We start from the raw sequence: 20959 nt of genomic DNA on the forward strand, positions 1-20959 counted from the left end.
GGCGGCTCAGACGGGCCAGGCCGCCGCGAGCATGGCCCGGGTGTCGGCGAGGAGCTGGGGCAGCACCTTCGTGTGTCCGACGACGGGCATGAAGTTGGTGTCACCGCCCCAGCGCGGCACCACGTGCTGGTGCAGGTGCGCGGCGATGCCGGCGCCGGCGACGGTCCCCTGGTTCATGCCGATGTTGAAGCCGTGCGCTCCGGACGCGGCCCGCAGTGCGGTCATCAGGCGCTGGGTGAAGTCCGCCAGCTCCAGCGTCTCGCTCCGGTCCAGCTCGGTGTAGTCGGCGACGTGCCGGTAGGGCACGGCCATGGCGTGCCCGCCGGTGTACGGGTACAGGTTGAGCACCGCGTAGACCTGCTCGCCGCGGGCGATGATCAGCCCGTCCTCGTCCGACTTGGCCAGAATCGCACAGAACGGACAGCCGTCGTCCACCCCGGGGCCGGTCGGCTTGTTCTCTCCCTGGATGTACGCCATCCGGTGGGGCGTCCACAGCCTCTGGAAAGCGTCGGGGACGCCCACTCCGATCTGGTGCTCCGGCTCACTCGTCGTCATGTTGTGCAGCATAAGACCCCCGGGAGGACGAGCCTCCCGGGGGCCGGATGCCGCGGTGCCGGATCAGACCTGGGTGCGGTCCGCGACGACCTGCTCGATCTTGGCCAGGGCGTCGGCGACGGCGATGCCGTTCTCCTGGGAGCCGTCGCGGTAGCGGAAGGAGACCGCACCGTTGGCCATGTCCTCATCGCCCGCGATGATCATGAACGGCACCTTCTGCTTCTGCGCGTTCCGGATCTTCTTCTGCATCCGGTCCGAGGAGGAGTCGACCTCCACCCGCAGCCCGCGCTTGCGGGCCTGCCGGGCGAAGTCCTCCAGGTAGGGCACGTGGGCGTCCCCGATCGGGATGCCGGTCGCCTGGACCGGCGCCAGCCACGCCGGGAAGGCCCCCGCGTAGTGCTCCAGGAGCACCGCGAAGAAACGCTCGATCGACCCGAACAGTGCACGGTGGATCATGACCGGCCGCTGCTTGGTGCCGTCGGGGCCGGTGTACTCCAGGTCGAAGCGCTCCGGCAGGTTGAAGTCGAGCTGCACGGTCGACATCTGCCAGGTCCGGCCGATGGCGTCCTTGGCCTGGACGGAGATCTTCGGGCCGTAGAAGGCGGCGCCGCCCGGGTCCGGGACCAGCGGCAGGCCCTGCTTCTCGGCGACCTTGCGCAGCGTCTCGGTGGCCTCGTCCCAGATCTCGTCGGAGCCGACGAACTTCTCGGGGTCCTTGGTGGACAGCTCCAGGTAGAAGTCGGTGAGGCCGTAGTCGCGCAGCAGGTTCAGCACGAAGGTCAGCGTCGAGTCCAGCTCGTCCGCCATCTGCTCCTTGGTGCAGTAGATGTGGGCGTCGTCCTGGGTGAAGCCGCGGGCGCGGGTGAGGCCGTGCACGACCCCCGACTTCTCGTACCGGTACACCGTCCCGAACTCGAACAGGCGCAGCGGGAGCTCACGGTAGGAGCGACCCCGCGCGTCGAAGATCAGGTTGTGCATCGGGCAGTTCATGGGCTTGAGGTAGTAGTCCACGCCCTCGTCGAGCTGCATGGGCGGGTACATGCCGTCGGCGTACCAGTCGAGGTGCCCGGAGGTCTCGAACAGCTTCCCCTTGGTGGCGTGCGGGGTGTAGACGAACTCGTACCCCTCCTCCTCGTGGCGGCGCCGGGAGTAGTCCTCCATGACCCGGCGGACGACGCCGCCCTTGGGGTGGAAGACGGCGAGGCCGGAGCCGATCTGGTCGGGGATCGAGAAGAGGTCCAGCTCGTTGCCGAGCTTGCGGTGGTCGCGCTTCTCGGCCTCGGCCAGGAAGTCGAGGTGCGCCTTCAGCTCCTCCTTGGAGGGCCAGGCGGTGCCGTAGATGCGCTGGAGCATCGGGTTCTTCTCGCTGCCGCGCCAGTACGCGGCGGCGTTGCGCATCAGCTTGAACGCCGGGATGTTCCGGGTGGTCGGCAGGTGCGGGCCCCGGCAGAGGTCCTTCCAGCACAGGTCCCCGGTCTTGGCGTCCAGGTTGTCGTAGATCGTCAGCTCGCCGGCGCCGACCTCGACGTCCGCGCCGTCGTCGTGCGAGGCGGCGCCCTTGAGGCCGATCAGCTCCAGCTTGTACGGCTCGTCCGCCAGCTCCTCGCGGGCCGCCTCGTCGCTGACGACGCGGCGCGAGAAGCGCTGGCCGCGCTTCTGGATCTCCTGCATCTTCTTCTCGACGGCCTTGAGGTCCTCGGGGGTGAAGGGCCTCGCCACGTCGAAGTCGTAGTAGAAGCCGTCCCGGACCGGCGGGCCGATGCCGAGCTTGGCCTCGGGGAACAGTTCCTGCACGGCCTGCGCCATGACGTGCGCGGTGGAGTGGCGCAGGATGTCGAGGCCGTCCTCGGAGGAGATGTCGACGGGCTCGACGCTCTCCCCGTCGCGCACCTCGTACGCGAGGTCCTTCAGGTCGCCGTCCACCCGGGCGGCGACGACGGAACGCTCGCCGGGGAACAGGTCGGCGGCCGTGGTGCCCGTCGTCACCGCTCGCTCTTCCCGCTCGGAATCGCGTTGGATGACCACACGGACGTCTGACACCGGACTCTCCTGCCTGAAGGTGGGGCGCTACCAGTCGCGGGTACGCGCTCCCCGGATCGTACCGAGCCGGGGCCGTCCACCGCGAAACGGTTACCGCGGGCGACGCTCCGTGTACTCCCCCGGCGCCCCCTCGCACGCCCCGCCTCGCCCGCTCCCGGTCACCGCGCCCCGTTGCGCGCGGCGGCGCCGGGTCTCCTCGGACGGGGGACGTTCCCCCTCCGCAGCCAGCGGTGCCGGCGGGTCGTCGAACTGCCGTAACCGAGGCGGGGTCTTGCCGCCGGCCCGCGTATGCCCGAAGCGGCCCGGGTATCACCCGAGCGGGCAGCAGGCGACAGCCAACTGCCGAGTTGGACTGAGGAGTTGGGTGACCATGACGCTCTGGTACGAGGGCCCGCTGGCTGCCTTCGCGACGGAGACCACCGGCGTGGACGTCGAGTCCGACCGGATCGTCGCCGCGGCCGTGGTCTGTCAGGACGTGCCGGGCGGGCGCCCCCGGGTCACGCGCTGGCTGGTCAACCCGGGCGTGCCGATACCGGAGCGGGCCACGGCGGTGCACGGCCTGACGGACGAGCAGGTGGCGCGGACCGGCCGGTGGCCGTCCCCGGTGATGGAGGAGATCGCCCGCGCGCTCAGCGACCACGGCGCGGCGGGCCGCCCCCTGGTGGTGATGAACGCGCCGTTCGACCTGACCCTGCTGGACCGCGAGTTGCGTCGGCACCGGGCGGCCACGCTCCCCCGCTACCTGGAGACCACCCCGCTGCGGGTGCTCGACCCGTGGGTGCTGGACCGGCACTTCGACCGCTACCGCAAGGGCGGCCGGACCCTGGCCGACCTGTGCGCGCACTACGCCCTGGAACCGGTCGGGGCGCACGACACCGCGGCCGACGCCCTGCGGGCGATGGAGGTGGTCCGGGCGGTGGGCCAGCGCTTCGCGGCCCGGCTCGGCCGGCTCTCGCCCGCCGAGCTGCACACCCTCCAGGCGGTCTGGCACGCCGCACAAGCCCGCGGTCCCCAGGCGTGGTTCGCCCGTCCCGGCGTCGAGGAGGCGGTCGACCCGGCTTGGCCGTTGCGCCCCGAGCTGCGGACCACCGTCTGAGGGGCCCGGCGGCGTCCGAACGCAGAAGGACCGGCCCGCCTTTCGGCGGACCGGTCCTCTCCCGGGTGGGCGATACTGGGTTCGAACCAGTGACCTCTTCGGTGTGAACGAAGCGCTCTCCCACTGAGCTAATCGCCCGGGAACGCACTGAACCATACAGGTCCCGGGCGGGTTCGTTCAAACCGTTCTGCCCGCCCCCGGCTGCGTGCCCCGACGCAGCAGCGCGGTGAGGCCGCGCCGCCCGCAGCGCATCATCCACGCGTGGTTGAGCAGGAAGAAGGGCCGGCCCGGCACGGCGAGCCGGCGCATCGACGGCCGGCGCACCTCGACCTCCTGTTCGTAGCGGGCCAGGGTGCCGAGCCCACCGGGCGCCAGGGTCCAGCGGGCCCAGCCGTCGAGGTCCCCGCTCATGGCGACCTCCAGCACCCCGGCGGCCGGGTCGCTCCGGAGGCGGGTCGCGGTGACGACGAGCGCGTACGGCAGGAACGAGCGGAACCGGGCGGTGCCGGCGGGCTGCCCGTCCCGGGTGCGCCCGGGCGCCGGGGTCACCTCCCGGACCTGCGGCCACCAGCGCGGGTACTCCTCGGCCCGTTCCAGGACGGCGAAGACGGTGCCGGGCGGCGCGGGCAGGTCCCAACGGCTGTGCAGGCGGTAGTGGCACCAGTCCATGCCGGCAGTGTGCCCGGCCGGGGGCGCCCCTCCCGGCGGGACGCGCCCGAGCACTGAGTACGCCGGCTGAGTACGCGTGCTCAGGTGGTGCGCGCCGATCGTCGTCACACTCCCGGTATGACGAACTACCCCCCGCCGGCCGAGGAACTTCGGCTGGTGGACCGCGAACTCGGGATGCTGGACGCCCGTCGAGCGGTCCTGCTCCAGCGCCGGGCCTGGCTGCTGAACGTGCTCCGGGCCGCCGCCCCCGTCCCGCCGCCGGCCCGCACGGGCCCGCCGTCCGGATGGAGGGCTCCGGGCCCCGACACGGGTGCGCGCGGGGTGCAGAACCTCCTGCTGGTGTTGGGCGGGTTGCTGCTGGCGGTGGCGGCCGTCGCCTTCACGCTGTTGAGCTGGGGGCGGATGGGCATCACGGGGCGCTCCCTGGTGCTCGGCGCGGTGACCGCGGCGGCGCTCGCCGTGCCGCTGGTCGCGCTGCGCCGGGGACTGCGCTCCACCGCCGAGGCGATCGCGGGCACCGGCCTGGTGCTGACGGTCCTGGACGCGTACGCCGTGCACCGGGTGGCGCTGCCCGAGCTGGGGGCGACGGCCTACACGGCGGTCGCCGCGGCGGTCCTGGCCACCGGGTGGGCGGGCTACGGGCTGGGGGTGCGCGCCCTGCGGCTGCCGGTCCCCGCGGCGGTGCTCGCCGCGCAACCGGTGCTGTTCCTGTGGGCGGTGGCGGCGGGGGCGGAGGTCCCGGTGCTGGCTGCGGCGCTCCTGGTGACGAGCGCCGGCGACACGGTGCTCGCGCTGCGTGCCCCGGGCCGTGCCGTGCGGATCACCGCCGCGGTGACGGCGGGGGTCGCGGGATCGGCGGCGGTGCTCGCGAGCCTGTGGCAGGTGGGGTCGGCCGACTCGTGGGCGGACTCCCTGGTCGGTGCCGCGCTGTTGGCCGCCACCGCGGCCCTCGCGGTGGCGGCGGCCCGGGCGGTGGCGTCGACGGGGCTCGCCCTGGCGCTGTCGCTGACCGGCGGTCTCCTCGCGGTGGCGGCGCTCGGTGTCGTCCCGGCCCGGTTCCTGCCGGACGCCTGGGTGCTCCCCGGGTACCTGTCGGTCGCGCTCGTCCTGGGCGCCGCGGCCCTGTTGCCGGAGCCCTCGCGGTGGCCGGCCGGTCCGGTGCGCCGCGGTGCGCTGCTGGCGGCGGGGGTCGTGCAGACGGCGGGCCTGCTGTGGGCGGGCCCCGTGGTGGCGCTGGGCGTGGTGGGACCGCTGCGGCAGTGGGGCGCGGTGTGGTCCGGGACTCCCGAGCACCTGCCGTCTTCGGCAGGAGCAGCCGGGCTCCCGGAGCCGCTGGCGGCGACCGTGGTCCTCGGGGTGCTCGCCGCCGTGGCGTACGGCCTCGCCGTGCTGCGGGAGCGCGGCGGCGTCCCGGACCCGCGGCTGCGGCTCGCCGTCGTCGTGCTGGGCTGGGCGGGCGCGGTGTCGCTCCCGCTCGCCCTACGACTGCCCTACGCGGCGGCACTGACGGCGTACGGGGTGCTGGTGGCCGTACTGGTGGCCCAGGGGTGCCGTCGCGGCGGGACGGCGCCCGGCAGCGCCACGCCCGGCGAGGAGGGCGGGCCGGCGGCACTGCCGCACCCGGCGCTGCCGCTCGCCCTGCTGACCTCGTTCAGCACCACGTCCCTGGCCCTGGCCACGCAGACCGCCACCCTGGTGGTCCTGGGCGCCCTGTGCGCCCTGTCCGGCGGTGCCGGTCGAGCGCTGCGCGGGAGCCGTGTGCCGCTCGCGGCCCCGGTGGCGGCCGTGGTCTGCCTCGGCTACGCCACCGGCCTGCTCGGGGCCGTCGGCGCGGCGCTCGACCTCGGCCACCCGGGCACCGCCCTGCTGGTCCTCACCGTGCCGACGGTCACCGTCCTGCTCGCGGCCTGGCTCGGGGACGATCCGCTGACCCGGGCCGTGGAGGGCGGCGGGGTGCCGGCGGCCGTCGTCGCGGTGCTGCTCGCCGTACCGGACGCAGCGGCGCTCTCCCTGGTCCTCGGCCTGTGCGGCGGGCTGGCTGCGGTGACCGCGCTGCGCGCCGACCGGCGGGCGGCGGGGTACGTGGCGGCCACGCTGTTCGTGCTGTCCGCCTGGGCCCGGCTGCTCGGCTGGGAGGTGACGGCCCCGGAGGCGTACGCCCTTCCGGTGACGGTGCTGGCCCTGGCGGTGGGAGTGCTGCGCAGGCGGGGCCGGCCGCTGACCTCCTCCTGGACCGCGTACGGGCCGGGTCTGGCCGTGACGCTGCTGCCCTCGCTGATGGCTGCGTGGTCCGACACCGGATGGGTACGGCCGCTGCTGCTCGGCGCGGGGGCGCTCGGCGTGACCCTGGTGGGTGCGCGCCACCGCCTCCAGGCGCCGCTGGTCCTCGGCGGGACGGTCGTCGCGCTGGTGGCCCTGCACGAACTCGCCCCGTACGTCGCCCAGGTGGCGGGAGCCCTGCCGCGCTGGCTGCCCCCGGCGCTCGCCGGTCTGCTGCTGTTGACGGTGGGAGCGACGTACGAACACCGTCTGCGGGACGTGCGCCGTTTCCGTACGGCACTCGGTCGGCTGCGCTGAGGACCGACGGGTGAGGGGTGCCCCGCCCGGGGCCGCGCGACCCCGGGCGGGGCTTCGACGGGGGTCGCGGCGGGGCGAACTGAGCGCCGGTCAGAATCACCCCGGAGAAGCCGAGTTCCGACACAGGGAATTCACCGGAAAGCGACGGTGACAATTCAGCCTCGAACACGGTCAGTGAAGTATCACGCCAAATACCCGTGGCCCGGAGGCTTTGGGGCCTCCGGGCCACGGGTCCGGGGTGGGCGATACTGGGTTCGAACCAGTGACCTCTTCGGTGTGAACGAAGCGCTCTCCCACTGAGCTAATCGCCCCGGGTGCACGGAGAACATTACCGCATGTCAGCCGGCGCTCCGACCACCCCGGCCCGCCCGACGGACGGGCCCGCCGGGCGGCTCACCACTCGACGTCCCAGGGCATGGCCAGCCCGTACTTCCACAGGTAGTAGCCCATGAGCACACCGATGATGGTGAGCCCGAGCCCCGTGAGGATCATGTTCCGACGGCGCACCTTGGGGTCGAGTGCCCGCTGCGCCGCCTCGGTGACCTTGCGTTTCGTCCATCGGAGCACCAGCTGGGCCCAGACGAACTCGGTCGCCCAGATGGCCATGCCGGCGAAGATGACCAGCCAGCCGGGACCGGGCAGCACCAGCATCGCGACGCCGGCGCCGACCACGGCGAGCCCCACGATGAACACACCGACCTGCCAGCTCAGGTGCAGCACCTTGCGCCGTTGGACGTACGCCGGGGCCCGGGAGCCCAGGGGCCGTTCCGCCTGCTCGTCTTCCGCGTCGTCGGCCGCCAAGGCCACCTTCCCCGTTCCGTCACTCCCCGTATTCATGGGGACAAACGTACCCGAAGGAATCCGGTCACCGGAATGGTCCCGTGGTACGAACAATGGCTCCGCCGTACGGGGTACCTAAAGACACGCAAAACCCTCAGAGGGGTTTACAACGACACCGTAGGTGGCATGTCGATTTCGCCGACGTGCGAATCCCCGAGCGCACACTGAGCGAAAGGCCATGGCGCTTATGAACACCACGGTCAGCTGCGAGCTGCACCTGCGCCTCGTTGTGTCGAGCGAGTCCTCACTGCCTGTTCCCGCAGGACTGCGGTATGACACGGCCGATCCCTACGCCGTGCACGCCACCTTTCACACCGGAGCCGAGGAGACCGTCGAGTGGGTCTTCGCCCGTGATCTCCTCGCCGAGGGCCTGCACCGGCCCACCGGCACCGGCGACGTCCGCGTCTGGCCGTCCCGGAGCCACGGTCAGGGCGTGGTGTGCATCGCCCTGAGCTCCCCCGAAGGTGAGGCCCTACTGGAGGCCCCGGCGCGGGCCCTGGAATCGTTCCTGAAGCGAACGGACGCAGCCGTGCCGCCGGGCACGGAACACCGCCACTTCGATCTCGATACGGAGCTGTCCCACATCCTGGCCGAGAGCTAGGAGAGGTCCGGGAGAGCCACCGCACGACGAGAGAGGGCAGGCACAGCCACACCGAACGAGCCCGACGCCGTCCGACTCGGGGAGACGGCGCGGGCCCCGGCCCCCGTAGAGGGCACTCACCGGCGCCACCGCAGCGGAACACCGTGCGGGGGCGCCGGTGAGTGCGTTCGGGGCCCGGGAGGGGCGCAGGCGCCCGTACAGGGGCTCGCGGAGCCAGTAGCATCGGCCCTCAGACGGGCCACGGGTCCGGTTCGCGGCCAGGGGAGCGATTCGTGCTGATCACCCATGACACCCGGTGCGCTCTGAACACCGTGGTCGATCTGGTGAACTCCGCACCGGAGGACGACGGCGCCGATCCGAAGAGTGACGGGTTGGCCGACCTCACCGCGCTGCGGGCCTTCGTGCGCGACCACGAGATCAGCGACGTCGGCGCCCTGACCGACGCGGACCTCACCGCCGTGCACCGGGTCCGCGCCCGGTTCGCCGAGGCGTTCGCGGGCCACGGTCCGGCGACGGTGGCGGCACTGATCAACGAACTGGTGGCCGGAGCGGGCACCACCCCACGGCTCACCGACCACGACGGCTACGACTGGCACATGCACTACTTCGCGCCGGGAGCCTCCATCGGGGACCACCTCGCGGCGGACTGCGGGATGGCCCTCGCGTTCTTCGTGGTCGCCGGGGAGCAGGAACGGCTGCGCCGCTGCGCGGCCCCGGACTGCCGGCGGGCCTTCGTGGACCTGTCCCGGAACCGCTCCCGTCGCTACTGCGACGGCCGCACCTGCGGCAACCGTCTGCACGTCGCCGCGTACCGGGCCCGCCGCAGGGAAGCCACCGGCTGATCGGGGCGGGCCGCCCGTCCCCCGCGCCCGGTCAGCGTCCCAGCAGGAACAGGTCGTGCACCGCCCCCATCATCAACAGGGCGCCGATCACCGTCAGGAAGATCATCAGTGGTGGTTGGGAGAGGGCGTAGAGACACCCCTGCGCCTCCTGGGGAACCCCCGCGGGCACGTCGGCGCAGGGCGTCCCGGTCCGTTCCGGTCGAACGGGGACGGGAGGCGGCGGTTCGACCGGCTCCCGCCGGCTCACGGGACGCGCCGACCGTCCCCCGTACGCTGTGACCCAGGGTGACCGTCGGAGGTCCTTGCGGCCCACCGGACGGGCGTGCGCCCGGCGGACCGCCACCGGGGACGGGGGTGGCCCTGCCGGGTGCGCGTGGGACGGGTCGGCTCCCGAGGGGAGCCACACCGAGGGCGCGGTGCGTCGGTTCCGGGGCCGGCGTGCGCTGGGGCGCACGGTGTGGGCGGGGGTGGCTGTGTGGGTGGGGGTGGCTGTGTGGTTCCTGGTGGCGCCGTCGTCCAGGGGGGCCCGACCGGCCCGGTCCGCCGTGTTCGCGGCGACTGGATCGACGAGGGCGGCACCGTGGTGCGTGGTGTCGAGCATCTCGCGCCGATGATGACGCATCGCCAGACGCGACGCGATCAACACGCCCGTATTGGGCGGGAGTTCACCGGATTCCGTGTCACATGTTGAGACGGCTCGGCAGGGCGTTCGTGCCCCGGGCGGGGCTCCCGGCGGGAGCCGACAGCCGTCAGATGCCGTGCTTCTTCAGAATGGCCTCGATGTCGCTGAAGTCCTCCGAGCCGGGGGCCGAGGACGGTCGGGAGGCGGGCTTGGCGGACTGCTTGGACGGCTTGAGCGACGGACGGCCGCTCGCCGGCGACGACGCGCCGGGCGCCACCGCCTCCCGCTCCGCGGCGCCGGCCGCCTTCGCCTGGGCCTTGGCCGCCCGCCGGTCCTTGCGGCTCATCCCGCGCCGCCGCTCCACCGCCCGGGTCGTCATGAACAGGCCCCACGCCACGCCGAGCACCCCGAACCCGGCCCACGCGGTCGGGCTGAAAGCGGTGTCCACGATCCACTGGACGGCCCCGGTCATGACCAGCCCGAGCGGTACGAGTGCATAGGCGGCCGTCCGGGCCGCGGCGAGGAACCGCTTGCGGTAGGCGGTGACCGCCGCGATGCCCAGGCCCGCCACGGCCACGGCGGAACACACGGTTTCGGCAATCATTCCGGCCTCCAACTGAATCGGTCGGACGGTTCGTCCCCATCCATCCTGCACCGACCCCGCCCCCTCGGGCCACGGCCGGAACGCACCTCAGGGAGAACTCGGGGTCGATCTCCTCCCCAGGTCCCGGGCCGGACCCGCCGGGGAGAGCTGCGAGACTTGCCCCATGAACGACTCCGCTCTCCCGCAGCCCGCGGGCCGTCCCGTCCTCGACCTCTGGTGCGAGCTCCAGTGCCCCGACTGCCGGACCGCGCTGGACGACCTCCACGCCCTGCGGGCCCGCTACGGGGACCGGCTGGAGCTGCGGCTACGCCACTTCCCGCTGGCCAAGCACCGGCATGCGTTCGCCGCCGCCCAGGCCGCGGAGGAAGCGACGGTGCAGGGCCGGGGTTGGGCCTACGTCGAGGCGGTACTCGCCCGGGCCGAGGAACTGGACCGCGGGGGCGAGGCGTTGCTGGTCGAGGTGGCCCGGGAACTGGGGTTGGACGCGGACGAGTTCGACACCGCGCTGATCGACGGGCGACACACCCTGATCGTCGACGCCGACCAGGCGGAGGGCAAGGCGCTGGGCGTGACGGGCACCCCGACGTACGTCGTCGACGGGCAGCGGCTCGACGGGGGCGAGAGTCAGGACGGGCTGCGGGAGCGCATCGAGGAGATCGTGGACGGACTGCTCGCCCGCTGACCCTTCCCGCCGCAGCGGTCACAGGGGCTTGTAGAGGTGGTGGACGGTCGGCTCGTACCCCAGCGACTCGTACAGCCGCAGGGCCGGGGTGTTGCCGAGGAAGACGTTGAGGCCGATCGTCCGGTGCCCCGCGGCGAGCGCCTGCGCCGCGGCGTGCCGCATCAGGGTGCGTCCGTGGCCGTGGCCCCGGTGCTCCGGGACGACCTCCACCTCGTAGACGTAGGAACCGTCGGCGCCGAACGCGACCCACACCGTGCCGACCACCGCGCCCCGGTGTTCGAGGACGCTGATCGCCGCCTCCGGGGTGTCGAGCCCGTCGGGCAACAGTCGGACGTAGTCGCGCTCGGCCCTGACCCGGGCCTCGTCCTCCGGCACGCCCCGTTCGATCCAGTCACCGACGTACGCCTCCTGGGACGCCGTGAGCCAAGGGCCGTACTCGGCCGGGGTCATCGGCCGGGCCGAGCCGTCCGGGGGCGAAGGCGCCGCCCGGTCGAGGTCGAGGGCCATGAGCCGGTTGCGTTCCACGTACCCGAGGGCCCGGGCGAGTCGCAGGGCCACCGGGGCGTCGGCCGGTACCGACGCCTCGATCCGCCGGCAGCCCCAGCCGCGGGCCACCTCCTCGGCGGCGAGCGCGGCAACGGTCCCCCGGCCGCGGCCCCGGTCCGGCTCGTCGACCCGCAGCTCGCGCACCCGGGCCACCCGGGGGCCGAACCGCTCGTGGGTGGCGAGGTCGATCTCGCCCACGGGACGACTGTTGACGCAGATCCGGAAGTGCCGGGCGCGGCCCCCGTCGGCGAGTTGCTGGAGCGGCCCGGTCGGCCGCAGGGTGGTGGTCATCGCTGATGTCTACCCGCCGAACGGCACCGAGTCATCGGGATTTCGGGAGCGCGCCCGGGGGCACGGCCACCGGCTCACGGGTCCAGGTCGTCGGCGGACCGCTCGGCGAAGATCCGCATCGTCTTGGCGGTCACGGGTCCGGGCGCCGGCAGTTCACGGCCGTCGACGCGGTGCACGGCCTGGACGTCACGCAGCGTCGAGGTGAGGAAGATCTCCTCCGCGCGCTCCAGGACGTCCAACGGCAGGTCCGTCTCCTGTGCGCCCGCCCACTCGACGGCGAGCGCCCGGGTGATGCCCGCGAGGCAGCCCGAGGCGACCGGCGGGGTGTGGAGCTGGCCGTCGAGGACGACGAAGACGTTCGATCCGGTGCCCTCGCAGAGCCGTCCGACGGTGTTGCCGAACAGTGCCTCCGTGGCGCCCCGTTCCCGGGCCCGGGCGAGCGCGACCACGTTCTCGGCGTACGAGGTGGTCTTCAGCCCGGCCAGGGCGCCGCGCTCGTTGCGGGTCCAGGGCACGGTGACGACCGCGGTGGTGTCGGCGCGCCGGGCGACCGGGCCGATCGCGACGACCAGGGTGGGCGGGTGTTCGCCCCGGTCGGAGCCGAGCGGGGACTCGCCCCCCGTGTAGGTGACGCGCAGCCGCCCGAGCGGCATGGGGTTGGCGTCCACGACGGCGTGGCAGGCCCGGCGGACCTCGTCGAGGTCGGGCTCCGGCAGGCCGAGGCCGCGGGCGGAGCGCGCCAGCCGGTCCAGGTGGCGGGTCAGGGCGAAGGCCCGCCCGTCGACGGTCTTCATCGTCTCGAAGATCCCGTCACCGACGGTGAGTCCGTGGTCGAACACGGAGACGCGCGCGGACGCGCCGTCCCGGAGTCCGCCGTCGAGCCAGAGTTTCACGGGGAGCCCTCCAGGGGGTCGGGGTCCGTGGTGGGCGGCGAGCCGCCCGACGCCACGGTGAGCAGTCTGGCCGCCTTCAGTTCGGTCTCGCGCCACTCGCGTTCCGGGTCCGAGCCCCAGGTGATGCCCGCACCGGTGCCGAAGCGCAGCAGACCCGCGGCACGGTCGATCCAGAAGGTGCGGATGCCCACGGCCAGCTCACCCGTGCCCCGGTCGGCGTCGACCCAGCCGATGCCCCCACAGTAGGGGCCGCGCGGTCCGACCTCCAGGGCCTCGATGATCCGCAGGGCGCTGGACTTGGGCGCGCCCGTGACCGACCCGGGCGGGAAGGCGGCGGCCAGCAGCTCCGCCCAGCCGGCGCCGGGGCGCAGTTCGCCGCGGACGGTGGAGACGAGGTGGACGAGCCCGGGGTGCTTCTCGACCACGCAGAGGTCGGGGACGGTGACCGAGCCCGTGACGCAGACCCGGCCGAGGTCGTTGCGGACCAGGTCCACGATCATGACGTTCTCGGCGTGGTCCTTCTCCAGCAGGTCGGCCTCGGTGCGTCCGGTCCCCTTGATCGGCCCCGACTCCACGGTCCGGCCCGTGCGGCGCAGGAACAGTTCGGGCGAGGCGGTGGCGATCTCCACGCCGTGCTCCGGCAGGCGAATCGTTCCGGCATAAGGGGCGGGGTTGTCGCGGGCGAGCAGTGCGGTCAACGCGTCCACGTCCGCGTCCCCGGCCACCGGAGCCGACAGGACCCGGCACAGGTTCGCCTGGTACACCTCGCCCGCCGCTATGTGGGCGCGGATGCGCCGCACGCCCCCGGTGTACGCCTCGCGGTCGAGCGAGGACGACCAGTCGTCCGGGCCGGGTCCCCGCCACGCCCCCGGAGTCGGCGCGGGCACCGGAGCGGGTCGTACGTCGTCGAAGCGCGCGCACACCAGCCGGCCCTCGAAGTCGGCACACACGGCCCAGAAGCCCCGGCCGTCCAACGCGGCGGGATCGCTGGTCACGTCACGCAGACCGGTGGCGAGGAGGCCGCCGAAGCGGGCCAGGGCGGGGAGGGTACGCACGGCTGCGAGTCTAGGCCGGGGGACCCGGTGGGCGCCGTGGGGTGGTGTCGGGGCAGCACGCTGCGTAAACGCGTTTTTGTGGTTCCCCGGGAATCCGCTAGAGTTCAACACGTCGCCGGGACGCGCAAGCGCACCGAAACGACATGCGGACGTAGCTCAGTTGGTAGAGCGCAACCTTGCCAAGGTTGAGGTCGCGAGTTCGAACCTCGTCGTCCGCTCAGGAGCGGGGAGTTCCCAGAACCCGCCGCATCCCTGGTGGAGTGGCCGAGAGGCGAGGCAACGGCCTGCAAAGCCGTCTACACGGGTTCAAATCCCGTCTCCACCTCCACGGACGATTAGCTCAGCGGGAGAGCGCTTCCCTGACACGGAAGAGGTCACTGGTTCAATCCCAGTATCGTCCACTGGACCCGGCATCGGGTGCCCGCGCGATTAGCTCAGCGGGAGAGCGCTTCCCTGACACGGAAGAGGTCACTGGTTCAATCCCAGTATCGCGCACGCAGTACACGCACCACCCTCCGGTCGACTCCGGCGTGGCCCTCCGGGCCGCCGCTCCTGGTAGTCTCCCGGGACACCCGCGCGATTAGCTCAGCGGGAGAGCGCTTCCCTGACACGGAAGAGGTCACTGGTTCAATCCCAGTATCGCGCACCACCCGTCAGCCCCCGGTCGTCCTCGACACCGGGGGCTGCGTCGTGCCCGGGCCGCGTGCTCACGTACGGACTCCGTGCCCCGGGGGCCGGGATGCCTCCGGGGCACGGAACCGTTCACGCGCCGTCGTGCGACGGGCCGGCGAGCCGTGGGCTCAGGAGGAGAACAGCATCCGCCCGAAGCCGCGGTTCCGGTGGCCGCCGTGCCCCCCGTGGTGACCGTGGTGCGCGCCGTGCCCACCGTGCTGCGGTGCGCCCCAGGCCGGTGCCGGCGGGGCCTGGGCGGGGTAGCCCTGCGGGGCGGGCGGCGGGGGCGCGGGCTGGGTCCACTGGGACTCCAACCGCGTCAGCGCCTCAAGCTCGCCGTAGTCCAGGAATATCCCGCGGCAACCGGAGCACTGCTCGATCTGGACGCCGTTGCGGTTGTAGGTGTTCATGGGCGCGTGGCACTTCGGACACTGCATGGACGGGCTCAACTCCTCGCCGTTAGGTACCGCTTCGCCGGAATGCTGCCCGGCTTTCGTTCTCCTGCACCCTACTTCGCTTCCCTCCCGGCCAACTCCCCCGACGAACGGGTCACTCGGCGGGCGGCGCCCCGCCCATCCGGTCGCAGGCGCTGATCACCGCCCACTCGTCCCCGTCGGGCGGGCGGCCCTCCCGCAGGCTCCTGGTGATCGCCAGGGCCGCCGTCTGCACGGTCAGGGCCCGCGCGACGACGTCCAGCGCCGGCCAGGGGTCGCCCCCGGCGGGCACCGCGGGGCCCTCCCCCGCGCGGTACGCGCCGAGGAAACGGCTCCACTCGTCCGGACCGAGCAGCCCGCACGCGTACCAGGCGGCGGGCCGGGCGAGGTCCCAGGCGGCCGGCCCGGCGCCGAGGTCGTCCACGTCGATCAGGCGCCAGGGGCCGTCCGGCGCCCTGACCAGTTGCCCCAGGTGGAGGTCGCCGTGGCAGAGCGCGGGCGGGCCCGGTGCCGCCGCCTCGCCCCGGGCCCAGGGCGGCAGGGTCCGCCAGGCACGTTCCACGGCTGCGACGGCCGCTGCCGCCGGGCCCGCGGGCAGCGGCCACGGGAGGCCGGGCCCGCCGCCGGCCCCGGTCCGCATCCGGTGGACGGCCAGCGCGGCCTTCGTCGGCCCGCGCATCGCGGGCAGGGGACCGGGCAGCCGGGACACGTCGACGCGGTGGAGGCGGGCCAGCAGGGCGCCCGCAGCCTCCCACGGCGCGCGCTCGGGGGCGTCGGGATCGACCGGGACCCCGTACGGCCAGAGGCTGACCGGGCGGCCGGCCAGTGTCGTCGCGGGGGCGGCGGTGTGCTCCGCCGCGCCGGGGGCCAGCGGGGGCAGCAACACGTCCGCCAGCGCGGGGTGGCCCGCCACCGCGATCCGGGCGGCCAGTTCGTCCGGGTCGGAGCCGTCGGCATGCGCCTTGGCCACGACGTCACCGTGGCGCACCACGACCCCGTCGTCCCGGCGGGCGAGCACGTCACCGACGTGCCCGCAGCGGCACTCCGTATCCGCCCCGTGGACCGCGGTCCGGGCCCGTACCCGCAGTCCCCGCACCACCGCACCGCTCATCGACTGCCCCGCCCCTGGTTCGACGCCCCGCTCGACGGAGGGTCCGTACCGGCCGCCGCGCTCCGGTCAGCCTACGAGCCCGCCCGCCCCGCGTGCGGCCGAGGGGGCTGACACAGCAAAGTGCCCGCGCAACCTCCCCAGGTTGCGCGGGCCTTGTGCCGTCCGCCGCACCCCCGTCCCCACGGGGTTTCATGGTGGGATGTCCCCGCCCGGACCGCTCTTCCGGGCCCGGGGCGCCGCTCAGCGCCCCAGCATCTCCACCACGGACGACGCTTGGGTGACCACTGCCTCCCAGCCGCCGAAGACGACTACGAGCAGGGCCGCCAGGGGGAGGACCATGGCCGTCGCCACCAAGGGGTGGCGCTCACCGGGCCGGCTGCCGTCGAACGCGGCGTACGCCTTGCGTCCTCGTGCACGGATCATGGTCCGGGTGGCCGTGTCCGCCATGGTCCCTCTCCTGGTTGTCTCCCGTGCGGGACCCGGTGCCGGGCCCGTCGCACGTCGTGTGTACGGAGCGGCGGGCGCTTGACCTCGGGGGACGAGTACCGCACCCGCCGCTTGACGACAAATCTATGACCGGGGAGCCGTCCGGTCGTCATGCCCTCGTATCGCATGCCGGGCCTCCGCAAGGATGACCGGCTCCCCCGTACGTACTCCCCTGGGTGGAGACGGGCGCGCACGTCTCGGGGTCTTCCCCGAGGGGAGCCGCCGGGGCCGGTGGCGGACGGCCGGGGCGGTGTGCCCGCCCCGGGTGAGTTCGCTCACTTCCACCCCGTCCGCTCGGGTCCGCGACGCCCCGCGGCGACCCGTGCCGCCGGCCGCCCGCGCCTTCGGGTGACGCCCCCGGAGCAGGCGTGCGGATACTCCGGGGCCGCCACCCGACGTCGGGTCAACCTCCTTGGTCGAAAAGCCGGTTGGTCCCGGTCGCGGGACCTCCACGCAAGCCGCTCGGGCTCCCTGACTCCCCTTCATGCGGCTGGTCCGGCACCGACAATCGATCGGATCGAGAGGGCGCGGCCTCTGCGCGCTCCGGGCCCGGTGTACGTAAGCTGTGGCTCGTCAACCGGACCGGGCAGCGGGGATGAACATGGCGATGATGCGCCTGAGGCGTGAGGACCCGCGTGTGGTCGGCTCGTTCAGGCTGCACCGACGGCTCGGAGCGGGCGGCATGGGGGTCGTCTACCTCGGGTCCGACCGCCGTGGCCAGCGGGTCGCGCTGAAGGTCATCCGCCCCGATCTCGCCGAGGACCAGGAGTTCCGCCAGCGGTTCGCCCGTGAGGTGTCGGCGGCCCGTCGCATCCGCGGTGGCTGCACGGCGCGGCTGGTCGCCGCCGATCTGGAGGCGGAGCGGCCCTGGTTCGCCACCCAGTACGTACCCGGGCCCTCCCTGCACGACCGGGTCGCCGATGACGGTCCGCTGCCCGCGGCCGACGCGGCGGCGATCGGAGCGGCACTGTCCGAGGGGCTGGTCGCGGTCCACGAGGCCGGGGTCGTCCACCGGGACCTGAAGCCGTCGAACATCCTGCTGTCCCCCAAGGGCCCCCGGATCATCGACTTCGGCATCGCCTGGGCGACCGGCGCGAGCACGCTGACGCACGTCGGCACCGCGGTCGGCTCCCCCGGGTTCCTCGCCCCGGAACAGGTACGGGGTGCCGCCGTCACCCCGGCGACCGACGTGTTCGCGCTCGGTGCGACGCTCGCGTACGCGGCGACCTCCGACTCGCCCTTCGGCCACGGCAGTTCCGAGGTGATGCTGTACCGCGTGGTGCACGAGGAGCCCCAGCTGCACGGAGTGCCCGACGCGCTGGCGCCCCTGGTGCGGGCCTGTCTCGCGAAGGACCCCGAGGAGCGGCCCAGCACCCTGCAACTCTCCCTGCGGCTCAAGGAGATCGCCGCGCGTGAGGCCCAGGGTCTGACCGATCCGCGACCGCCCGTGCCGCGCGGTCAGCCGGACCGGCCCTCGGGGGGCCTGGCCGCGGAGTACGCCGCGCAGCGCACCCAGCGCCGGCCGCAGGGCACCCCGCCCCCGCGGCCCTCCTCGTCGTCCAAGGCGTCCCGGGCCGCACAGCCGACCCAGCGTTCCGGAACGGGTCGCCCGCCCCGCCCCACCCAACCGTCCGGGACGAGCCGCTCGGGCGCCCGTCCGGGGAATGGTTCGCGGAGCGGCACCCGGGCCCCCCGCTCGGGCACCCGGCCCGCCCCCCGCAACGGGCGCGAGCGGCAGCGGCCGACGGGTGCGGGGCGGCGTCCGGCGAACCCCCGGCTGCTGCGCCAGCGGCTCATCGTGTTCGTGGTGGTGACGCTGCTGGTGGCGCTGGGCATCGCCGCCGCCCAAGGCTGCCAGGGTCCCGCAAGCGGGGCCGGGGTTCCCGCACCCGTGGTGACGCACGCCGCGGACCGGGCCGCTCCCGACGCCACCGCCGCCCGCTGACGCCGGCGGGGCGCCGGTCGGGCCGTCGGGTCAGGCGGTCGGACGGCCGGTGACGACCGCGTAGAAGGCGACCGCCGCGGCGGCGCCCACGTTCAGCGAGTCCACACCGTGCGCCATCGGGATGCGGACCCACTCGTCCGCGGCCCGCAGGGCCCGGGTGGAGAGGCCGTCGCCTTCCGCCCCCAGCATCAACGCGACCCGTTCCCGGCGGTGCGGCGCCGCCGCGTCCAGGGTGACCGCCCGCTCGTCGGGGGTCAGTGCGAGGAGGTCGAAGCCCGCCGCGCGCACCGTTTCCAGTCCGTTCGGCCAGGACTCCAGTCGGGCGTACGGCACGGAGAACACGGCGCCCATGGAGACCTTCACGGAACGGCGGTACAGCGGGTCGGCGCAGTCCGGGGAGAGCAGCACGGCGTCCATGCCGAGGGCCGCGGAGGAACGGAAGATGGCGCCGATGTTGGTGTGGTCGTTCACCGACTCCATGACGACGACCCGGCGGGCGGTGGTCAGCAGGTCGTCCGCGGTCGGCAGGGGGGCGCGCTGCATGGAGGCGAGGGCACCCCGGTGGACGTGGTAGCCGGTGACCCGCTCCGCCAGTTCGGGGGTCACCACGTAGACGGGCGCGGGGAGTTCGTCGATCACGTCACGCAGGGCGTCGACCCATTTGGACGACAGCAACATCGACCGCATCGCGTACCCGGCGTCCCGTGCGCGGCGGATGACCTTCTCGCCCTCGGCGATGAACAGTCCTTCGGCGGGCTCGCGCCGGCGGCGCAGTTCGACGTCGGTGAGTCCGGTGTAGTCCCGCAGTCGGGGGTCGTCGGGGTCCTCGACGGTGATCAGTTCGGCCACGGGGTGGTACCGCCTTGTCCGGGTTCGGGGCCAGTGGGGGTGGGGAGGGGGGCGCTTCGACCGTGCGTACGGGCCCGGTGGGGTGGCACCGGGCCGGTACGGGTTCAGCTGGGTGCGGCCCCGGTGGGGGCGCCCGGCGCAGGGGGGCCGACCCGGACGACGTCACCGATGACGATCACCGCGGGCGGGCGCACGCCCTCGCGCTCGACGGTGGCGGCGACGGTCGCGAGCGTCGCGTCCACCCGGCGCTGGGCGGGGGTGGTGCCCTCCTGGACGAGGGCCACGGGTGTGTCGGCGCCCCGACCGTGGGCGATCAGCGCCTCCGCGATCCGGCCGATCTTGTCCACGCCCATCAGCACGACGAGGGTGCCGCGCAGTCGGGCGAGGGCCGCCCAGTCGACCAGCGAACGGGCGTCGTCGGGTGCCACGTGGCCGCTGACGACGGTGAACTCGTGGGCGACGCCCCGGTGGGTGACCGGAATGCCCGCCGCGCCGGGCACGGAGATCGAGCTGGAGATGCCGGGGACGACCGTGTACGGGATGCCGGCCTCGACCAACGCCTCGGCCTCCTCCATGCCCCGACCGAAGACGAACGGGTCGCCGCCCTTGAGGCGGACCACCGTCCGGCCGGCCCTGGCGTGCTCGATCAGCGCCTCGTTGATGGCTTCCTGGGCCATGAACCGGCCGTAGGGGATCTTCGCCGCGTCGATCACCTCGACGTGGGGCGGCAGTTCGGCGAGCAGATCGCGGGGGCCGAGCCGGTCCGCGATGACGACGTCCGCCTCGGCGAGCAGTCTGCGGCCCCGGACGGTGATCAGGTCGGGGTCGCCGGGGCCCCCGCCGACGAGCGCGACGGACGCGGCGCGGGCCCGGTGGTGGGGGGCGACGAGGGTCCCGTCGCGCAGTCCCTCGACCACGGCGTCCCGGATCGCTGCGGTGTGCCGGGGGTCACGGCCCTGGGCGTCGGTGGTGAGGACGGCCACGGTGACGCCGGCGCTGTGGCCGGTGGCGGGGGTCCAGGCGGTGGCGGCGTCGGCGTCGTCGGAGCGCACGCACCAGATCCGGCGGGCCTCGGCCTCCGCGGACGCCCGGGTGTTCGCCGCACGGTCCTGGGTGGCCACCAGGACGTACCAGGCGTCCGCGAGGTCGCCGTCCTCGTAGCGGCGGCGGTGCCAGGTGAGTTCGCCGGAGTCGGCCATGGCCTCCACGGAGGGGGTGGCCGAGGGCGAGACGAGGTGGATGTCGGCGCCGGCTGCGATCAGTGCGGGAAGGCGGCGTTGCGCCACCTGGCCGCCGCCGAGCACCACGACCCGGCGGCCGGTGAGGCGGAGCCCGACGGGGTAGGCGGGATCGCTGGCGGACGTGGGCATGGCGGCTCCTCGGGTGGGCCGCTGCGACGGTGGAGCGGCGTGCTGTTCCGGACGGGCGGAGACCCCTGTCCACGGGCGCCCGGACGTGTCAGGGCGCCCCGGGGGAGGGGGGAGCCCGGGGGAAAACGGTGGAGATTAAAAAAAAGAACCAGACGAGCGGGGTATGTGTGTAGTTCTAG

The 20959-nt window shown here is 73.8% G+C and carries 20 protein-coding genes and 7 tRNA genes; 11 read left to right on the forward strand and 16 right to left on the reverse strand.

What is annotated here, in order from left to right; all coding sequences use genetic code 11:
* Nucleotides 1-6: 6 nt before the first annotated feature.
* Nucleotides 7-567, reverse strand: coding sequence for an HIT family protein (locus tag ACFWIA_RS06525; RefSeq protein WP_387001006.1), 561 nt, complete (start codon nt 565-567; stop codon nt 7-9).
* 51 nt (nt 568-618) lie between these two features.
* The gene (gene thrS / locus ACFWIA_RS06530; protein WP_387001007.1) at nt 619-2595 is read right to left on the reverse strand and encodes a threonine--tRNA ligase; all 1977 of its coding nucleotides are present in this window, start codon (nt 2593-2595) and stop codon (nt 619-621) included.
* A gap of 370 nt (nt 2596-2965) precedes the next feature.
* On the opposite strand from thrS, the gene ACFWIA_RS06535 reads away from it, so the two are divergent.
* Nucleotides 2966-3691, forward strand: a complete 726-nt coding sequence (locus tag ACFWIA_RS06535; protein WP_387001044.1) for a 3'-5' exonuclease — start codon at nt 2966-2968, stop codon at nt 3689-3691.
* A gap of 66 nt (nt 3692-3757) precedes the next feature.
* Here ACFWIA_RS06535 and ACFWIA_RS06540 read toward each other — a convergent pair.
* Both ACFWIA_RS06540 and ACFWIA_RS06545 read right to left on the reverse strand, forming a co-directional pair.
* Nucleotides 3758-3829 (reverse strand) — tRNA-Val (locus tag ACFWIA_RS06540).
* Nucleotides 3830-3868: 39 nt separating this feature from the next.
* Nucleotides 3869-4360, reverse strand: a complete 492-nt coding sequence (locus ACFWIA_RS06545; RefSeq protein ID WP_387001009.1) for an SRPBCC family protein — start codon at nt 4358-4360, stop codon at nt 3869-3871.
* A 117-nt stretch (nt 4361-4477) separates the two neighbouring features.
* Between ACFWIA_RS06545 and ACFWIA_RS06550 the strand changes: the two genes are divergently transcribed.
* Entirely contained in the window at nt 4478-6937 is a 2460-nt protein-coding gene (locus ACFWIA_RS06550; protein WP_387001011.1) for an SCO7613 C-terminal domain-containing membrane protein, read from the forward strand.
* 239 nt (nt 6938-7176) lie between these two features.
* On the opposite strand, the gene ACFWIA_RS06555 is transcribed toward ACFWIA_RS06550, so the two are convergent.
* Both ACFWIA_RS06555 and ACFWIA_RS06560 read right to left on the reverse strand, forming a co-directional pair.
* Nucleotides 7177-7248, reverse strand: a tRNA-Val gene (locus ACFWIA_RS06555).
* Between the two features lie 82 nt (nt 7249-7330).
* On the reverse strand, nt 7331-7774 hold the full coding sequence (locus ACFWIA_RS06560; RefSeq protein ID WP_387001013.1) for a TIGR02611 family protein: 444 nt from the start codon (nt 7772-7774) through the stop codon (nt 7331-7333).
* 190 nt (nt 7775-7964) lie between these two features.
* Between ACFWIA_RS06560 and ACFWIA_RS06565 the strand changes: the two genes are divergently transcribed.
* Nucleotides 7965-8378, forward strand: coding sequence for an SsgA family sporulation/cell division regulator (locus tag ACFWIA_RS06565; RefSeq protein ID WP_003959770.1), 414 nt, complete (start codon nt 7965-7967; stop codon nt 8376-8378).
* A 272-nt stretch (nt 8379-8650) separates the two neighbouring features.
* Nucleotides 8651-9220, forward strand: a complete 570-nt coding sequence (locus ACFWIA_RS06570; RefSeq protein WP_387001016.1) for a CGNR zinc finger domain-containing protein — start codon at nt 8651-8653, stop codon at nt 9218-9220.
* 31 nt (nt 9221-9251) lie between these two features.
* On the opposite strand, the gene ACFWIA_RS06575 is transcribed toward ACFWIA_RS06570, so the two are convergent.
* Together ACFWIA_RS06575 and ACFWIA_RS06580 are read right to left on the reverse strand one after the other, a co-directional pair.
* Nucleotides 9252-9389: a hypothetical protein gene (locus ACFWIA_RS06575; protein WP_387001018.1), complete on the reverse strand. Its 138-nt coding sequence runs from the start codon at nt 9387-9389 to the stop codon at nt 9252-9254.
* Between the two features lie 580 nt (nt 9390-9969).
* Nucleotides 9970-10446, reverse strand: coding sequence for a hypothetical protein (locus ACFWIA_RS06580; RefSeq protein ID WP_387001020.1), 477 nt, complete (start codon nt 10444-10446; stop codon nt 9970-9972).
* Nucleotides 10447-10609: 163 nt separating this feature from the next.
* Between ACFWIA_RS06580 and ACFWIA_RS06585 the strand changes: the two genes are divergently transcribed.
* Nucleotides 10610-11128 carry a DsbA family protein gene (locus ACFWIA_RS06585; protein WP_387001022.1) on the forward strand — a complete coding sequence of 173 codons (519 nt, stop codon included), beginning with the start codon at nt 10610-10612 and terminating at the stop codon, nt 11126-11128.
* Nucleotides 11129-11146: 18 nt separating this feature from the next.
* Here the strand turns inward: ACFWIA_RS06585 and ACFWIA_RS06590 are convergent, their stop codons facing one another.
* The 3 genes from ACFWIA_RS06590 to ACFWIA_RS06600 form a co-directional block, all read right to left on the reverse strand.
* Entirely contained in the window at nt 11147-11965 is an 819-nt protein-coding gene (locus ACFWIA_RS06590) for a GNAT family N-acetyltransferase (protein ID WP_387001024.1), read from the reverse strand.
* Between the two features lie 74 nt (nt 11966-12039).
* On the reverse strand, nt 12040-12858 hold the full coding sequence (locus ACFWIA_RS06595) for an aminotransferase class IV (protein ID WP_387001026.1): 819 nt from the start codon (nt 12856-12858) through the stop codon (nt 12040-12042).
* Nucleotides 12855-13913 (reverse strand): chorismate-binding protein, encoded by a 1059-nt coding sequence (locus ACFWIA_RS06600; protein WP_387001028.1) that lies wholly within the window; start codon nt 13911-13913, stop codon nt 12855-12857. The genes ACFWIA_RS06595 and ACFWIA_RS06600 overlap by 4 nt, the downstream gene beginning before the upstream one ends.
* 145 nt (nt 13914-14058) lie before the next feature.
* Here ACFWIA_RS06600 and ACFWIA_RS06605 point away from each other — a divergent pair.
* The 5 genes from ACFWIA_RS06605 (at nt 14059) to ACFWIA_RS06625 (ending at nt 14562) form a co-directional block, all read left to right on the forward strand.
* A tRNA-Gly gene (locus tag ACFWIA_RS06605) sits at nt 14059-14131 on the forward strand.
* A gap of 36 nt (nt 14132-14167) precedes the next feature.
* Nucleotides 14168-14241: transfer RNA gene (locus ACFWIA_RS06610), tRNA-Cys, on the forward strand.
* Between the two features lies 1 nt (nt 14242).
* Nucleotides 14243-14314, forward strand: a tRNA-Val gene (locus ACFWIA_RS06615).
* Nucleotides 14315-14336: 22 nt separating this feature from the next.
* Nucleotides 14337-14408 (forward strand) — tRNA-Val (locus tag ACFWIA_RS06620).
* A 79-nt stretch (nt 14409-14487) separates the two neighbouring features.
* Nucleotides 14488-14562: transfer RNA gene (locus ACFWIA_RS06625), tRNA-Val, on the forward strand.
* A gap of 151 nt (nt 14563-14713) precedes the next feature.
* Here the strand turns inward: ACFWIA_RS06625 and ACFWIA_RS06630 are convergent.
* From ACFWIA_RS06630 to ACFWIA_RS06640, 3 genes are all read right to left on the reverse strand, one after another.
* Nucleotides 14714-15022: a zf-TFIIB domain-containing protein gene (locus ACFWIA_RS06630; RefSeq protein ID WP_385493210.1), complete on the reverse strand. Its 309-nt coding sequence runs from the start codon at nt 15020-15022 to the stop codon at nt 14714-14716.
* Nucleotides 15023-15134: 112 nt separating this feature from the next.
* Entirely contained in the window at nt 15135-16130 is a 996-nt protein-coding gene (locus ACFWIA_RS06635; RefSeq protein ID WP_387001030.1) for a phosphotransferase, read from the reverse strand.
* Between the two features lie 240 nt (nt 16131-16370).
* Nucleotides 16371-16577: a hypothetical protein gene (locus ACFWIA_RS06640; protein WP_385493208.1), complete on the reverse strand. Its 207-nt coding sequence runs from the start codon at nt 16575-16577 to the stop codon at nt 16371-16373.
* A gap of 634 nt (nt 16578-17211) precedes the next feature.
* On the opposite strand from ACFWIA_RS06640, the gene ACFWIA_RS06645 reads away from it, so the two are divergent.
* Nucleotides 17212-18561: a protein kinase gene (locus ACFWIA_RS06645; RefSeq protein ID WP_387001032.1), complete on the forward strand. Its 1350-nt coding sequence runs from the start codon at nt 17212-17214 to the stop codon at nt 18559-18561.
* A 30-nt stretch (nt 18562-18591) separates the two neighbouring features.
* Here ACFWIA_RS06645 and ACFWIA_RS06650 read toward each other — a convergent pair whose 3' ends face one another.
* Nucleotides 18592-19410 (reverse strand): TrmH family RNA methyltransferase, encoded by an 819-nt coding sequence (locus tag ACFWIA_RS06650; RefSeq protein ID WP_387001034.1) that lies wholly within the window; start codon nt 19408-19410, stop codon nt 18592-18594.
* Nucleotides 19411-19514: 104 nt separating this feature from the next.
* Nucleotides 19515-20780: a uroporphyrinogen-III C-methyltransferase gene (cobA, locus tag ACFWIA_RS06655; RefSeq protein ID WP_387001036.1), complete on the reverse strand. Its 1266-nt coding sequence runs from the start codon at nt 20778-20780 to the stop codon at nt 19515-19517.
* Nucleotides 20781-20959: the final 179 nt, after the last annotated feature.

The sequence above is a fragment of the Streptomyces sp. NPDC127068 genome, assembly GCF_042724695.1.
Taxonomy (GTDB): domain Bacteria; phylum Actinomycetota; class Actinomycetes; order Streptomycetales; family Streptomycetaceae; genus Streptomyces.

What these genes read in the sequence shown, in the direction of transcription:
- ACFWIA_RS06525 (WP_387001006.1), bottom strand. Translation starts at nt 567, where the DNA reads ATGCTGCACAACATGACGACGAGTGAGCCGGAGCACCAGATCGGAGTG.
- ACFWIA_RS06535 (WP_387001044.1), top strand. Translation starts at nt 2,966, where the DNA reads ATGACGCTCTGGTACGAGGGCCCGCTGGCTGCCTTCGCGACGGAGACC.
- ACFWIA_RS06545 (WP_387001009.1), bottom strand. Translation starts at nt 4,360, where the DNA reads ATGGACTGGTGCCACTACCGCCTGCACAGCCGTTGGGACCTGCCCGCG.
- ACFWIA_RS06550 (WP_387001011.1), top strand. Translation starts at nt 4,478, where the DNA reads ATGACGAACTACCCCCCGCCGGCCGAGGAACTTCGGCTGGTGGACCGC.
- ACFWIA_RS06560 (WP_387001013.1), bottom strand. Translation starts at nt 7,774, where the DNA reads ATGAATACGGGGAGTGACGGAACGGGGAAGGTGGCCTTGGCGGCCGAC.
- ACFWIA_RS06565 (WP_003959770.1), top strand. Translation starts at nt 7,965, where the DNA reads ATGAACACCACGGTCAGCTGCGAGCTGCACCTGCGCCTCGTTGTGTCG.
- ACFWIA_RS06580 (WP_387001020.1), bottom strand. Translation starts at nt 10,446, where the DNA reads ATGATTGCCGAAACCGTGTGTTCCGCCGTGGCCGTGGCGGGCCTGGGC.
- ACFWIA_RS06585 (WP_387001022.1), top strand. Translation starts at nt 10,610, where the DNA reads ATGAACGACTCCGCTCTCCCGCAGCCCGCGGGCCGTCCCGTCCTCGAC.
- ACFWIA_RS06590 (WP_387001024.1), bottom strand. Translation starts at nt 11,965, where the DNA reads ATGACCACCACCCTGCGGCCGACCGGGCCGCTCCAGCAACTCGCCGAC.
- ACFWIA_RS06630 (WP_385493210.1), bottom strand. Translation starts at nt 15,022, where the DNA reads ATGCAGTGTCCGAAGTGCCACGCGCCCATGAACACCTACAACCGCAAC.
- ACFWIA_RS06635 (WP_387001030.1), bottom strand. Translation starts at nt 16,130, where the DNA reads ATGAGCGGTGCGGTGGTGCGGGGACTGCGGGTACGGGCCCGGACCGCG.
- ACFWIA_RS06640 (WP_385493208.1), bottom strand. Translation starts at nt 16,577, where the DNA reads ATGGCGGACACGGCCACCCGGACCATGATCCGTGCACGAGGACGCAAG.
- ACFWIA_RS06645 (WP_387001032.1), top strand. Translation starts at nt 17,212, where the DNA reads ATGAACATGGCGATGATGCGCCTGAGGCGTGAGGACCCGCGTGTGGTC.
- cobA (WP_387001036.1), bottom strand. Translation starts at nt 20,780, where the DNA reads ATGCCCACGTCCGCCAGCGATCCCGCCTACCCCGTCGGGCTCCGCCTC.